At 58.5% G+C, this 14,619-nt stretch carries 15 protein-coding genes; 7 read left to right on the top strand and 8 right to left on the bottom strand.

All coding sequences use genetic code 11. The features are described from left to right. Nucleotides 1–14 precede the first annotated feature (14 nt). From pgsA to ACJJU9_RS10490, 4 genes are all read right to left on the bottom strand, one after another. Complete coding sequence (gene pgsA, locus ACJJU9_RS10505; protein ID WP_048370021.1) at nt 15–572, bottom strand: CDP-diacylglycerol--glycerol-3-phosphate 3-phosphatidyltransferase; 558 nt, start codon at nt 570–572, stop codon at nt 15–17. 32 nt (nt 573–604) lie between these two features. Beyond that, complete coding sequence (gene uvrC, locus ACJJU9_RS10500) at nt 605–2,428, bottom strand: excinuclease ABC subunit UvrC (RefSeq protein ID WP_407730663.1); 1,824 nt, start codon at nt 2,426–2,428, stop codon at nt 605–607. A gap of 2 nt (nt 2,429–2,430) precedes the next feature. Next, complete coding sequence (gene uvrY / locus ACJJU9_RS10495) at nt 2,431–3,069, bottom strand: UvrY/SirA/GacA family response regulator transcription factor (protein ID WP_082148726.1); 639 nt, start codon at nt 3,067–3,069, stop codon at nt 2,431–2,433. Between the two features lie 116 nt (nt 3,070–3,185). Then, nucleotides 3,186–3,548, bottom strand: a complete 363-nt coding sequence (locus ACJJU9_RS10490; RefSeq protein ID WP_153374633.1) for a helix-turn-helix domain-containing protein — start codon at nt 3,546–3,548, stop codon at nt 3,186–3,188. 81 nt (nt 3,549–3,629) lie between these two features. On the opposite strand from ACJJU9_RS10490, the gene ACJJU9_RS10485 reads away from it, so the two are divergent. The 7 genes from ACJJU9_RS10485 to ACJJU9_RS10455 all read left to right on the top strand — a co-directional run bounded on the left by ACJJU9_RS10485 (nt 3,630) and on the right by ACJJU9_RS10455 (nt 10,474). After that, nucleotides 3,630–3,872, top strand: coding sequence for a DNA-binding protein (locus ACJJU9_RS10485; protein WP_153391655.1), 243 nt, complete (start codon nt 3,630–3,632; stop codon nt 3,870–3,872). A gap of 669 nt (nt 3,873–4,541) precedes the next feature. Beyond that, complete coding sequence (locus ACJJU9_RS10480) at nt 4,542–5,633, top strand: 3-deoxy-7-phosphoheptulonate synthase (RefSeq protein WP_407730662.1); 1,092 nt, start codon at nt 4,542–4,544, stop codon at nt 5,631–5,633. A 277-nt stretch (nt 5,634–5,910) separates the two neighbouring features. Next, nucleotides 5,911–6,792 (top strand): esterase/lipase family protein, encoded by an 882-nt coding sequence (locus ACJJU9_RS10475; protein ID WP_407730661.1) that lies wholly within the window; start codon nt 5,911–5,913, stop codon nt 6,790–6,792. Nucleotides 6,793–6,888: 96 nt separating this feature from the next. Next, on the top strand, nt 6,889–7,170 hold the full coding sequence (locus ACJJU9_RS10470) for a peptidylprolyl isomerase (protein WP_048370005.1): 282 nt from the start codon (nt 6,889–6,891) through the stop codon (nt 7,168–7,170). A gap of 122 nt (nt 7,171–7,292) precedes the next feature. After that, nucleotides 7,293–8,063: a 3-hydroxybutyrate dehydrogenase gene (locus ACJJU9_RS10465; protein ID WP_082148725.1), complete on the top strand. Its 771-nt coding sequence runs from the start codon at nt 7,293–7,295 to the stop codon at nt 8,061–8,063. Nucleotides 8,064–8,212: 149 nt separating this feature from the next. Beyond that, nucleotides 8,213–9,319, top strand: a complete 1,107-nt coding sequence (locus tag ACJJU9_RS10460) for an enoyl-CoA hydratase/isomerase family protein (RefSeq protein WP_407730660.1) — start codon at nt 8,213–8,215, stop codon at nt 9,317–9,319. 3 nt (nt 9,320–9,322) lie between these two features. Further along, nucleotides 9,323–10,474 (top strand): acyl-CoA dehydrogenase family protein, encoded by a 1,152-nt coding sequence (locus tag ACJJU9_RS10455; protein ID WP_048370002.1) that lies wholly within the window; start codon nt 9,323–9,325, stop codon nt 10,472–10,474. 231 nt (nt 10,475–10,705) lie between these two features. On the opposite strand, the gene ACJJU9_RS10450 is transcribed toward ACJJU9_RS10455, so the two are convergent. From ACJJU9_RS10450 to ACJJU9_RS10435, 4 genes are read right to left on the bottom strand one after another with little or no spacing between them, the layout of a single operon-like run. Then, nucleotides 10,706–11,479: an enoyl-CoA hydratase gene (locus tag ACJJU9_RS10450; RefSeq protein WP_407730659.1), complete on the bottom strand. Its 774-nt coding sequence runs from the start codon at nt 11,477–11,479 to the stop codon at nt 10,706–10,708. A gap of 16 nt (nt 11,480–11,495) precedes the next feature. Next, a complete protein-coding gene (locus tag ACJJU9_RS10445) occupies nt 11,496–12,623 on the bottom strand; it encodes an acyl-CoA dehydrogenase (RefSeq protein WP_407730658.1) in 1,128 nt (375 codons plus the stop codon). An 8-nt stretch (nt 12,624–12,631) separates the two neighbouring features. Continuing rightward, the gene (locus tag ACJJU9_RS10440; RefSeq protein ID WP_407730657.1) at nt 12,632–13,825 is read right to left on the bottom strand and encodes an acetyl-CoA C-acyltransferase; all 1,194 of its coding nucleotides are present in this window, start codon (nt 13,823–13,825) and stop codon (nt 12,632–12,634) included. 10 nt (nt 13,826–13,835) lie between these two features. Then, complete coding sequence (locus ACJJU9_RS10435) at nt 13,836–14,597, bottom strand: SDR family NAD(P)-dependent oxidoreductase (protein ID WP_407730656.1); 762 nt, start codon at nt 14,595–14,597, stop codon at nt 13,836–13,838. Nucleotides 14,598–14,619: the final 22 nt, after the last annotated feature.

Below are 14,619 nucleotides of genomic sequence, written 5' to 3'. Positions count from 1 at the left end.
TCAAAAAGTTTTATTTATTTTGTCGAGGTGGTCTTCAAATGCGGCCAGGCAGCCCGCAAGTATTGAACCATCGACCACAGCGTCAACCCCGCCGCGACCATCAGTAACCCATAGCCAATCAGGACCCAGAAGCTGAAATCTGACGGGTTGGCCAGCAAGATGACCAACGCCAGCATTTGCGCCGCTGTTTTCCATTTGCCCATGTTCGACACGGCAACCTGGGCGCGCGCGCCCAGCTCTGCCATCCACTCGCGCAAGGCCGAGATGACGATTTCACGACCTATGATCACCGCTGCCGGCAAGGTCAGCCAGAAGTTGTGATGTTCTTGCACCAGCAACACCAGCGCGACCGCCACCATCAATTTGTCGGCAACCGGGTCCAGAAAGGCGCCGAACGGTGTGCTTTGTTCCAGTCGGCGGGCCAGATAACCATCCAGCCAGTCCGTTGCTGCGGCAAAAGCGAACACAGAGCTTGCCGCGGCATAACTCCAGCTATACGGGAGGTAAAACAACAGAATAAAGAACGGAATCAGAAGAACGCGTAGAACGGTGATCAAATTAGGGATATTCATCGGCACAACTGGCTACGAGGTGAGGGAGCATTCTACTCGCTGTGCAGGTTTGCATAAATCAACTCAGCGAGCTTTTTACTGATACCGGGTGCTTTGGCAATTTCTTCGATGCTGGCACGAGACAGCTCTTGTAATCCACCAAAATGTTTCAGCAGGTCACGGCGACGGGTTGGCCCCACCCCCGCAATCCCTTCCAGGGTAGAGGTGTTACGGGTTTTACCACGTCGCGCACGGTGCCCGGTAATGGCAAAACGGTGGGCCTCGTCGCGGATCTGCTGGATCAAATGTAGCGCCGGCGAATCACCTTTCAAGGTGAATTCATGGGCTGCATCGTTCAGGTACAGGGTTTCAAAACCCGCCTTGCGCGTCGTGCCTTTGGCCACGCCGAGCAAAATCAGGTCCGGTACGGCCAGCTCATTGAGCATGTCACGAGCCATCGAAAGCTGCCCCTTGCCCCCGTCGACCAGGAGGATATCGGGCAGCTTGCCCTCGCCTTCCTTGAGCCGACTGAAACGGCGCATCAAGGCCTGGTGCATGGCGGCATAGTCATCGCCCGGTGTCACACCTTCGATGTTAAAACGCCGGTAGTCGGATTTGATCGGGCCTTCCGGGCCAAATACCACGCAAGAGGCAACGGTGGCTTCACCGCTGGAGTGGCTGATGTCGTAGCATTCCAGCCGCTGGGGGATTTCATCGAGCTTCAAGACTTGCGCCAGCGCTTCAAAGCGCGCCGCAACATGCAAACGGTTGGCCAGACGCGCGCTCAACGCCTGCTCAGCGTTGGTCACGGCCAATTGCTGCCAGCGCGCACGGGTACCGCGCACGCGATAACTGATGGCCATCTCGCGCCCGCGCAGGGCTTCAATCGCTTCGCTGATAGCAGCAAAGCTCTCGTGTTCGACGTTGACGATCAACTCGCTCGGCAAATCGCGCTCGGGGCTGCTGATGTAGTACTGCCCGAGGAACGCGGCCATGACTTCGGCCACCTCCTCCTCGATCCCCACCTGCGGGAAGAAGTTTTTGCTGCCCAGCACGCGACCACCGCGCACATTGATCAAATGCACGCAGGCACCGCCCGGGTTGACGAAAGCCGCGACGATATCCACATCGCCGGTGCCACCTTCCATGCTTTGCTGGTCCTGAACCCGACGCAATAACGAGATCTGATCGCGTATTTCGGCTGCCCGCTCAAAATCGAGGGTACTGGCGGCCTGCTCCATCTCGTTACCGAGTTCTTCCGTCAACGCACTGCTGCGCCCCTCAAGGAACATCACCGAGTGGCGCACATCCTGGGCATAGACCTCTGGCTCAACCAGACCGACACACGGTCCCTTGCAACGCTTTATCTGGTACTGCAAGCACGGCCGGGTGCGGTTCTTGAAATAGCTGTCTTCACACTGACGGACCATGAAGGTTTTTTGCAACAGGCTCAAACTTTCACGGATCGCCCCCGCGCTGGGGTAAGGCCCGAAATATTTGCCCTTCTGCTTCTTGGCACCGCGATGAATGCTCAGGCGCGGGTATTGACCATCCGACAGAAACACATACGGATAAGACTTATCGTCGCGCAGCAGGATGTTGTACGGCGGGCGCCACTCCTTGATCAGCGTCTGCTCAAGCAGCAACGCCTCGGTTTCGTTGGCGGTGATCGTGGTTTCGATTTGCGCGATACGGCTAACCAGCGCCGCTGTTTTAGGCGCCAGGCCGGTTTTACGGAAATAGCTGGCCAGGCGTTTTTTCAGGTTCTTGGCTTTGCCCACATAAAGCAGGCGCGCCTCACTGTCGAACATGCGATACACGCCGGGCCTGCCGCTACACGTCGACAGAAATGCACTGGAATCAAACACGTCAGTCATCGTCAGCCAGCATCAACCATGCCATGACGAACGGCCAGCAACGCCAGTTCAACATCACTTTTGACCGAGAGCTTTTCATAAATGCGATAGCGGTAGGTATTGACTGTTTTAGGCGACAGGCAAAGCTTATCGGAAATGACCTGGACCTTTTGGCAGCCGACAATCATCAACGCAATCTGGATCTCGCGTTCAGACAAGGCATCAAAAGGAGAATCGCTGGCAGGCTGGAAAGACTTGAGCGCCAACTGCTGAGCCACTTGCGGGCTGATATAGCGCTGCCCGGCAAACACCAGGCGAATGGCCTGAACCATTTCGGCCAAACCAGCACCTTTGGTCATATAGCCCGCAGCGCCTGCCTGCAACAAACGCGTCGGGAACGGGTCCTCTTCACACACTGTTACCGCGACGACTTTGATGTCCGGATGGCTGCGCATCATTTTGCGCGTCGCTTCCAGGCCACCAATGCCGGGCATCTTGACATCCATCAGGACGACATCCGGTTTCAACTCACGCGCCTTGGCGAGTGCCTCTTCGCCAGACTCGGCTTGACCGACGACCTGCAGACCATCGATATCCGACAGCATTCGTGTAATGCCCGTACGCACAAGATCGTGATCATCGACCACCAGAACCCGAATCAAGTCGACACCTCGCAAATTGCGTCTAAGTTGGTGCCGCCTACCTTAACAAAAAACAGTCAGCCGACCTACCTATCCATGCATTCATGAATCAATACGCCAGCGCACAGGGCCACTGATCAATCGCTGGACTCTTGACGCTTGCGCAACGGCTGCGCCACCGACATTTTCGCCAGGCTTGAGGTTAGTTGGCGAATGGCATCCTGATCGTCTTTATGCAGTCCGCGATACGTGACCAACACCCGCTCTTCAACTTGGGTAAGGTTATCGACCAGTGTCGGCGTACGGGCGCCCGTCAACACATACAGAACATCAACGCCACGTGCTGCAACACGCGACAAGTAATCAGCTTTTGGCGCACGGTCGCCATTTTCATATTTGCCTTGGGCGTTCGCTTCTACCCCGCCGATTTCGCCAAATATTTTTTGCGAAAAGCCCAGACGCTCTCTTTCTTGCCGTAAACGCGAACCAATTCCATTCATCTGAATATACGACTCCACTTTTAACATCCATTAGGATGGTATAGTCTGCAATAATTGAACAATATTGAACGGTTTTGAACTATGGCCGGAATTCGTACTGCGGCACAAGCCAAGGCTTGGCTTGAACATCAAGGGAAGTCTGTTCAACAGTTCGCGCGTGAACATGGCGTTGACCCGGCGACAACCTATCAAGTGCTTGCAGGGCGTAAAAAAGGAAAACGCGGAGAAGCCCATAAAGTTGCGGTATTGCTGGGAATGAAAGACGGCATAATTCTCCCTTCTCCTGGCGACTCAACTGAAGACAAAAGCGACGGCCTGATGTGAGTCTGCGCCCAATTTGATTGAGCGACATAAAGAGATTAGCTGCCTCTGGCGATGCAAGCACATAAACCGACAAAACGGCTATAAGCTAAGCATTGCATCCTGACCACCGCTCATGGCAGCTACATTTTCCACATGAAGGTGATAGCAATTTTTAATTGAATCGCGCTACCGCTCTCGAGTAAGCTCCTGACCATTCAGTGGAGAACACACATGTTGCATAACGTACATACAGCTATTAGCAAGCAGGTCGCTACCCAGCGCCAGGCTGCTGCTGTGCGCACGCACAATGCACACTCAACTGCACGATTTTATTTTGGGTATTGGTTTAGCCACTGGCGCGCCTGATACCCATCCGGCGGCCACTTTCAAGGGGTCGCCTACCAGAGAATTCTCACCCCCGGTCGGCTACCCGACCGGGGGTTTTGTTTTTTTAGCCCCTGCAAAAATGACTTATTTGAGGAATGCACACATGAACTACACCACTTATTACCGCTTCGACCTTTGCACTGCCTGGCGATTTATCAGCCGCCGTTCGGGACAGCCTGCCGCCTCCGAACGGACCCACATCGGTGGCACACATCAACTCACAGCCAGTCTGGCCAATTGTCGAACACCCCAGTAGGGCTGAGCGCGCGGGAAAGCCCGCCGCCTGCCCAGGAAGCACACACCATGAACGCATCTGTATCTGCTCTGCCAAACACCGCTCACACCGACACCAAAGCTACCCTGACCCAGCGCCTGCCCAGCGCCTCACAGCTCAAACAGCAGTTGCCACTGGGCGCAGAACTCAGCCAGTTGGTGAGTCAGCAGCGCCAAGCCATCCGCGCCATCCTCAATGGCGAAGACTCCCGCCTGTTAGTAGTCGTTGGCCCTTGCTCCCTTCACGATCCGGTCTCGGCACTGGAATACGCCAGTCAACTGGCCGCCCTGTCTCGCGACCTGAGCGAAGACCTGTTGCTGGTGATGCGTGCCTACGTCGAAAAACCCCGCACCACCATCGGCTGGAAAGGCCTGGCCTACGACCCGCATCTGGACGGCAGCGACGACATGGCCCACGGCCTGACGCTGTCGCGCGAGCTGATGATTGAAATGCTGCGCATGGGCTTGCCCGTGTCTACCGAACTGCTGCAACCCATGGCAGCCGGTTACTTCGACGACATGTTGGGCTGGGCAGCGATTGGTGCGCGCACCACCGAATCCCAAATCCACCGCGAGATGGCCAGCGGCCTGGACCTGCCGGTCGGCTTCAAAAACGGTACTGACGGCGGCGTAGGCATTGCATGCGACGCCATGCGTTCATCCGCCCACGGCCACCGCCACTTCGGTGTCGACAGCCAAGGGCATCCGGCCATCATCATGACCTCCGGCAACCCGGACACCCATCTGGTCTTGCGCGGCGGCCACAGCGGCCCGAACTACGACCGCAGCAGCGTGGCCAAGGCCCGCGCCGGTCTAGAAAAAAACGCCATCCCTGCGCGCCTGATGGTTGACTGCAGCCACGCCAACAGCGGCAAAGACCCTCTGCGCCAGCCGCACGTGTTCAAAGACGTATTGGCGCAACGCCTGGAAGGTGATCACTCGCTGATTGGCGTGATGCTCGAAAGCCATCTTTTCGAGGGTTGCCAAGCGCTGGGCAACGACCTGCGCTACGGCGTCTCCGTCACTGACGGCTGCCTGGGATGGGAAGCCACCGAGCAGTTACTGCGCGATGCGGCAAGCCAACTGCAACAGCAACGCCGTGCGCTGCTGGCCGCCAGCTAAACAATCGTCCTGCCTGACTGAATGCGCACCGCTGGGCCCTGCCCACGGTTGCGCGAAGTCGATCCCGTCTGACAGGCAAGCCGACAGATGCCGTCTGAAACACTCCCGACTTTAAACGATTACCGCCCTCGCGCACCTGGAATCATCCAGCGCCCGCTCTGCCTGTAGGCCCACAGCCTGGCGCGGCCGACGGTAATACCCTGCAACCCAATCTGCCCGCTTCATGTTGTCGACTAAGGTGTTTTTATGACCTCAAAACACTCTCTGGAGATACAACATGCACCGCACTCCCAGCACTCGCTACCCCCTTTTATTGGTCCATGGACTGTTCGGCTTTGAACGGATCGGGCCATTGCATTACTTCAATGGTATCAAGGAAGCGCTGCACGATTCAGGCGCCCAAGTATTCACGGCCTCCGTGTCCGCCGCCCACAACAACGAAACCCGTGGCGAACAATTGCTCGCGCACATCCATGACCTACGCCAGCAAACGGGCGCCAAGCGGGTCAATTTGATCGGGCACAGCCAGGGCGCCCTGACCGCACGCTATGCCGCTGCTGTCGACCCTGAATCGGTGGCCTCGGTGACCTCCGTCAGCGGCCCCAATCACGGCTCCGAGCTTGCCGACCGCCTGCGCCTGGCCTTCACCCCCGGCCAATTGCCAGAGACTGCGGCGGCAGCCCTGATCACCGCCTTCAGCACCTTCATGTCGATACTCAGCGGCAAACCCAAACTGCCCCAGCATTCACTTGAAGCCCTCAATGCCCTGACCTCAAAGGGTGTTGCCGACTTCAACAAAAAATACCCGCAAGGCCTGCCAGCAACGTGGGGCGGTATGGGGGCGGCGCAGGTCAACGACGTGTTCTATTACTCCTGGAGCGGCATTATCAAAGGCTCGTTGCTCTCCGAATCAATGAACCTGTTTGATCCCATGCACAACGCCTGCCGCGTGTTTTCCAGCTTCTTTACCCGTGAAAGCAAAGCCAATGACGGCCTGGTAGGCCGCTTCAGCTCGCACCTGGGCACAGTCATTCAATCGGATTATGAGATGGACCACCTGGACACCATCAATCAAATGGCCGGCATGACTCGCCGCAAGGCCAACCCCGTGGCGCTGTATATCGAACATGCGCAACGCTTGAAGAACCAAGGCCTATGAGGCTGAAGTCGGGATCTTTAATCCATGGGAACTTTGCCGAGAAAAAAGCCACTGAATCCGGTAGGCTCACCACTTTCTTGAAAGGAGTAACTCCCCATGGCCAAAGCCACTGCCCGTCACATCCTGGTTTCCAGCGAAGCCAAGTGCAACGAACTGAAAGCACAAATCGAAGGCGGCGCTGATTTCGCCGAAGTTGCAAAGGCCAACTCCTCTTGCCCGTCCAGCCGTCAGGGCGGCGACCTGGGTTCGTTCGGTCCAGGCCAGATGGTTAAAGAATTCGACACCGTGGTCTTCAGCGCGCCAATCAACGTGGTGCAAGGCCCGGTTAAAACCCAGTTCGGTTACCACCTGCTGGAAGTCACCAGCCGCCAGGACTAATCCCCCAGGCTCTGCGTGAAAACGGCCCACCTTTTGGTGGGCCGTTTCGTATCCGCAGTCGCGAAACGCGTGCTAAGTTTCCTCATCGATGAAATCACCGTGTCTCACCTGAGGAATTGATCATGAGCCTGAAAGGTAAAACCGCCTTGGTTACCGGTTCCACCAGCGGTATTGGTCTGGGTATCGCGCAAAGCCTGGCCAAGGCTGGCGCCGACCTGATACTCAACGGTTTTGGCGACGCCAGCAAAGTCATTGCCGAACTGCAACAGTTTGGCGGCAAGGTGGGGCATCACCCGGCCGATGTCAGCGACCCGGCGCAAATCGCCGACATGATCCACTACGCCGAACGCGAATTCGGCGGCATCGACATTCTGGTCAACAACGCGGGCATTCAGCACGTGTCCAGCGTCGAAGAGTTCCCGGTCGAGCGGTGGGATTCCATCATCGCGATCAACCTGTCCTCGGTGTTCCACAGTACCCGCCTCACCCTGCCCGGCATGCGCAAGCGCGGCTGGGGCCGCATCGTCAATATCGCCTCGGTTCATGGCCTGGTCGGCTCGGTCGGCAAAGCCGCCTATGTGGCTGCCAAGCACGGGGTCATCGGCCTGACCAAAGTGGTCGGCCTTGAAACCGCCACCAGCAATATCACCTGCAACGCCATCTGCCCCGGATGGGTACTCACGCCGCTGGTGCAAAAGCAAATCGACCAGCGCATCAGCCAGGGCATCGACCCGTACCAGGCCCAGCACGACCTGCTGGCCGAGAAACAACCGTCTCTGGAGTTCGTCACCCCACCGCAACTCGGCGAGTTGGTGCTGTTTTTGTGCAGTGAAGCCGGCAGCCAGGTGCGCGGCGCAGCCTGGAATGTTGACGGCGGCTGGTTGGCTCAATAGCGGGCGGGTAATCCTGCTTGTTAGCCATGCAAAAATGCATGCCAAGCCTGCACGCATCCGGGTTGTCATCAGCAAATTTGCACTGTTAGCATCGACCATCGTTCGCCCGCGAACACATTCTAAAAATAAAGCACAGCAGGGAGTTAGTGATGACTGCTCAGGTTTCATCCTCGCCGACACAGGATGTCGAGCCGACCCAAAGCACGGTACTGGCCGAGGTCCGCAACCATATTGGCCACCTGACCCTCAACCGCCCCAGCGGCCTCAACGCCCTCGACCTGCCCATGGTTCGCAGTCTGCAACAGCAGCTCGATGCCTGGGCCGACGATGCCAACATCAAGGCCGTGGTCTTGCGCGGCGCTGGCGAAAAAGCCTTTTGTGCGGGCGGTGACATTCGCTCGCTGTACGACAGCTACAAAAGCAAAGACACCCTGCACAGCGTGTTCTTCGAAGAGGAATACGCCCTTGACCGCACGCTGCACCACTACCCAAAACCGCTACTCGCGTTGCTCGATGGCTACGTTTTGGGTGGCGGCATGGGCCTGGCACAAGGCTGCGATCTGCGCCTGATCACCGAACGCAGCCGTCTGGCCATGCCGGAAGTGTCCATTGGTTACTTCCCTGACGTCGGCGGCAGCTACTTCCTGACCCGCACCCCCGGCCAGATCGGCACCTACCTGGGCGTCAGCGGCGTGCAAATCCGCGCCAGCGATGCGTTGTATTGCGGGCTGGCCGACTGGTACACCGACAGCAGCAAACTGCCTGAACTGGATCAAAGCCTCGATCACCTCCAGTGGCGCCAATCGCCCCTTGAAGACCTCAAGGCGCTGCTGGCCACCTTTGCCGTGCAAACCTTGCCCGACGCGCCGCTGGCCAACTTGCGGCCCGTGATTGATGAAGTGTTTGCCCACAACAGCGTGCCCGAGATCGTTGCTCACCTGCGCGCCGTGACAGCACCGCAACACCGCGAATGGGCCACCGAGACCGCCAACCTGCTAGAAACCCGCTCACCGCTGGGCATGGCCGTCACCCTCGAAATGCTCCGCCACGGCCGTCAACTGACCCTTGAGCAATGCTTCGAGCTGGAATTGCACTTGGACCGCCAGTGGTTTGATCGCGGCGACCTGATCGAAGGCGTGCGCGCACTGATTATCGACAAGGACAAAACCCCGCACTGGAACCCGCCGATCTTGAGCGAACTGGACCCCAAGCACGTCGCCAGCTTCTTCACCGACTTCAAAAAGAGCGAGGTGTAAGCCATGCAAGACCTCGAACTGACTGAAGAACAAGTGATGATCCGTGACATGGCGCGTGATTTTGCCCGTGGCGAAATTGCCCCTCACGCACAAGCCTGGGAAAAAGCAGGCTGGATCGACGACGCGCTGGTATCAAAAATGGGCGAGTTGGGCCTGCTCGGCATGGTCGTTCCCGAGGAATGGGGCGGCACCTATGTCGATTACGTCGCCTACGCGCTAGCCGTCGAAGAGATTTCGGCCGGTGATGGTGCGACGGGTGCGCTGATGAGCATCCACAACTCGGTAGGCTGCGGGCCGATTCTCAAATACGGCAGCGAAGCGCAAAAACAAACCTGGCTAGCTGACTTGGCGAGCGGCCAGGCCATCGGCTGTTTCTGCCTGACAGAACCGCAAGCGGGCTCCGAGGCGCACAACTTGCGTACCCGCGCCGAACTGCGCGACGGCCAATGGGTCATCAACGGGGCCAAGCAATTTGTCAGCAACGGCAAGCGCGCCAAACTGGCCATTGTGTTTGCCGTGACTGATCCGGAGCTGGGCAAAAAAGGCATTTCGGCCTTTCTTGTCCCTACTGAAACACCGGGGTTTATCGTTGACCGCACCGAACACAAAATGGGCATTCGCGCATCAGACACCTGCGCCGTCACCCTCAACAACTGCAGCGTGCCCGAAGCCAATCTGCTGGGCGAGCGCGGCAAAGGGCTAGCCATCGCCCTGTCCAACCTGGAAGGCGGACGCATCGGTATTGCCGCCCAGGCGCTGGGCATTGCCCGGGCCGCTTTTGAAGCAGCACTGGGCTACGCCCGTGATCGCGTGCAGTTCGACAAGGCGATTATCGAGCACCAGAGCGTGGCCAACATGCTGGCCGATATGCAAACCCGCCTGAACGCCGCCCGCCTGTTGATCCTGCACGCCGCGCGCCTGCGCAGCGCTGGCAAACCGTGCTTGTCAGAAGCCTCGCAGGCCAAACTGTTCGCTTCGGAAATAGCCGAGTTTGTCTGCTCCAAAGCCATCCAGATTCATGGTGGTTATGGCTACCTGGAAGACTACCCGGTGGAGCGTTACTACCGAGACGCGCGGATCACCCAGATCTACGAAGGCTCGAGCGAGATTCAACGCATGGTGATTGCCCGCGAGCTGAAGAACTACCTGATCTGATGCGTGTTGCCCACCACCCTCACCCTAGCCCTCTCCCAGAGGGAGAGGGGACTGATTGGGGGATATTGAAGGTTTTCTGCACTCTGGCAGTACTGCGCTGAATCTGAAAACGCCCCGGTAAAGCTCCCTCTCCCTCCACTCCCGGCTGGCGGTACTGCGCTGAATCTGAAAACCCCTCGGTAAAGCTCCTTCTCCCTCCGGGAGAGGGTTGGGGTGAGGGGCTTTTAGGGCTTAGCTATTCTTGAACTGCGCTTCGCGCTTGCCGACGAACGCCGCCATGCCTTCTTTCTGGTCATGGGTGGCGAACAGCGAGTGGAAAACCCGGCGCTCAAAACGTACGCCTTCGGTCAGGTTGACTTCAAACGCACGGTTGACGCTTTCCTTGGTCAGCATCAACACCGGCAGGGATTTTTTGGCAATGGTAGCGGCCACTTTCAGGGCCTCTTCCAGCAACTCATCCACCGGAATTACCCGCGCCACCAGGCCCGAACGCTCAGCTTCATTTGCATCCATCAAACGCCCGCTCAGGCACATTTCCATGGCCTTGGCCTTGCCCACGGCGCGGGTCAGGCGCTGGGTGCCGCCCATGCCCGGCAATACGCCGAGGTTGATTTCCGGCTGACCAAATTTGGTATTGTCACCGGCCAGAATAAAATCGCACATCATCGCCAACTCACAGCCGCCGCCCAAGGCAAAACCGGCCACCGCTGCAATGATCGGCTTGCGTCGGGTCGATACCCGATCGCTGTCCGAGAACAAGTCTTCAAGGTAGATCTGCGGGTAGGTCAGCTCCGCCATTTCCTTGATATCGGCCCCGGCAGCAAAAGCTTTTTTCGAGCCGGTGATCACGATGCAGCCAATGTTGTTATCCGCTTCCAGGCCGTCCAGGGCGTGATTCACTTCGCTTACCAACTGTGCGTTGAGCGCATTCAACGCCTGCGGCCGGTTCAGCGTGATCAGGCCCACTTGCCCGTGAATGTCCAACAAAATGGTTTCGTAGCTCATCGATAACGTCCTCAATTCAAAGATTGCGCGAAATGACCATGCGCTGAATATCGCTGGTACCTTCGTAAATCTGGCACACCCGCACATCGCGATAGATCCGCTCCAGCGGAAAGTCGTTCAAATAGCCATAACCTCCCAAGGTTTGCAACGCCTTGGAACACACTCGCTCGGCCATCTCCGAGGCGAACAGCTTGGCCTGCGACGCTTCGACCAGCGCCGACTGGCCGCTGTCGCGCAGAGCCGCCGCGTACTGGACCATTTGCCGGGCGACGGCGATTTCTGTCGACATGTCTGCCAGACGAAACGCTACCGCCTGATGCTCAACCAGCGGCTGGCCGAAGGTCACTCGCTCACGGGCATAATCACGCGCCGCTTCAAAGGCTGCGCGGGCCATGCCAACCGCCTGCGAAGCAATGCCAATGCGCCCGCCTTCAAGGTTGCTCAAGGCGATTTTGTAGCCCTGCCCTTCTTCGCCCAAGCGATTAGCCACGGGCACTTTAAGGTCGGTAAAAAGGATCTGGCAGGTGTCCGAAGCATGTTGCCCCAGCTTGTCTTCTACCCGCGCCACGCTGTAGCCGGGTGAGTCGGTGGGCACGATAAACGCGCTGATGCCGCGCTTGCCCGCCGACGGATCCGTCACCGCAAACACAATCACCACCCCGGCGTTTTGCCCCGAGGTGATGAACTGTTTGCAGCCATTAAGCACGTAATGATCGCCCTCAAGGCGCGCGCGGGTTTTCAGGTCGCTGGCATCAGAACCGGCTTGCGGCTCAGTCAAGGCGAACGCACCGAGCATGGCGCCACTGGCCAAGGGCACGAGGAACTCGCGCTTTTGCTGCTCGGTGCCGTATTTGAGAATCGGCACGCAGCCCACCGAGTTGTGCACGCTCATGATCGTCGAGCAGGCGCCATCACCGGCGGCGATTTCTTCCAGGGCCATCGCGTAGGCTTGATAGCCGGTGTCGCAACCGCCCCACTCTTCGGGCACCAACATGCCGAAAAAGCCCAGCTCGGCCATTTCGTTCACCGCTTCACGGGGGAAGCGATGTTGCTTGTCCCACTCTGCCGCAAAGGGTTTCAAGCGCTCTTGGGCAAACTGCCGGGCCGCTTCGCGAATTTGTAAGTGTTCAGATGTAGGCAGCATAAAACTCCTTAATACAGGCATTCCACGGCAATCGCCGTGGCTTCGCCGCCGCCAATGCAGACAGCTGCAATACCGTGTTTCAACTGTTTCTGGCGCAAGGCCGAGAGCAATGTCACAAGAATCCGTGCGCCCGAAGCGCCGATCGGATGCCCCAGCGCGCAAGCCCCGCCGTAGACGTTGACCTTGTCATGGGGGATGTCCAGCTCGCTCATGGTCACTAGAGTCACCACCGCAAACGCTTCATTGATTTCAAACAGGTCGACCTCGGACAGGTCCCAGCCGGTCTTGCTCAACAACCGCTTGATCGCGCCGATCGGCGCAGTCGGGAACAGCCCCGGCTCGTCGGCAAACGCTGCATGCCCATGGATCACCGCCAGCGGCTTGAGGCCATGTTTCTGCGCTTCGGAGCGGCGCATCAGCACCAACGCCGCCGCACCATCAGAGATCGAACTGGAGTTGGCCGCTGTCACCGTACCGCCCTCACGGAACGCCGGTTTCAACGTCGGGATTTTCGCCAGATTGGCCTTGGGAGGTTGTTCGTCATCGCTGATCAGGCGCTGCTCTTTACCCACCGTGACCTGCACCGGCACGATCTCGGCGCTGAAGCTGCCGTCCTTGATCGCTTGCTGGGCACGGGTCAGCGACGCCACCGCAAAATCATCCTGAGCTTCGCGGCTAAAGCCATGGGCCTGTGCGCAATCTTCAGCAAAAGTGCCCATCAAGCGGCCTCGGTCGTAAGCGTCTTCGAGGCCATCGAGGAACATGTGATCGAGCACCCGATCGTGGCCCATGCGATACCCGCTGCGTGCCCGATCCAGCAAATACGGCGCGTTGGACATGCTCTCCATGCCGCCCGCGACGATAACCTCGGCACTGCCGGCCAGCAGTTGATCATGGGCCAGAATGGCTGCCTGCATGCCCGACCCACACATTTTGTTCAGCGTGGTGCAGCGCGTGCCCTTGTCCAGCCCGGCGCCCAAAGCGGCCTGGCGTGCAGGTGCCTGGCCCAGACCGGCAGACAGTACGCAGCCAAACAGCACTTCATCAACGCTGCTCGGCGCGATGCCCGCACGCTCAACCGCGGCACTGATGGCTGCGGCGCCAAGCTGTGGCGAAGTCAAGCCTTTGAAGTCGCCCTGAAACCCGCCCATGGGCGTTCGTACCGCGCTGACAATGACAATCGGATCATTGGCTAAAGTCATTTTTCACCTCTTATTTGGCGGCCATGCGTAAGGCACCGTCGAGACGGATAACCTCACCATTGAGCATGCTGTTTTCAATGATGTGGCGTACCAGCGACGCGTACTCGGCTGGCTTGCCCAAGCGCGGCGGAAACGGCACACCGGCGGCCAGCGAATCACGGACTTCAGGGGTCATGCCGGCCATCATCGGCGTTTCAAAAATACCGGGGGCGATGGTCATCACGCGGATCCCGAAACGGGCCAGTTCGCGAGCGGCAGGCAAGGTCAGGCTGGCGATGGCGCCCTTGGAAGCGGCATAAGCGGCCTGACCAATCTGCCCGTCAAACGCCGCCACCGACGCGGTATTGATGATGACTCCGCGTTCGCCGTCAGCATCGGCAGCGGTTTCGGCAATGGCTGCTGCCGCCAGACGCAGCATGTTGAAACTACCGATCAGGTTGACGTTAATCACCTGGCTGAAGCTCTCCAGCCCATGCGGGCCGTTTTTACCGAGGATTTTTTCACCGCGCACAATACCGGCACAGTTGACCAGGCCATTGACTCCGCCAAACGCGGCAACGGTGGCTTGCACCGCCGCCTGCGCGGCATCCGCCTGGCTGATATCGGCGACCGTACTCTGCGCGCCCAGCGTGCGCGCCCGGGCGGCCACGGCATCGGCATTCAGATCAACCAGCATCACTTTGGCGCCCGCTTTAATCAGCATTTCTGCCGTTGCGGCGCCTAATCCGGACGCACCACCGGTGACGATAAATACCTTGTTTTCAATTTGCATAAGGGTTCCTGACGACTGGATT

It is taken from the genome of Pseudomonas helleri (assembly GCF_045830615.1).
Classification (GTDB): Bacteria; Pseudomonadota; Gammaproteobacteria; order Pseudomonadales; family Pseudomonadaceae; genus Aquipseudomonas; species Aquipseudomonas helleri.
The sequence above is the reverse complement of the archived record's forward strand: the minus strand, read 5'-3'. Positions and strand labels throughout refer to the sequence as shown.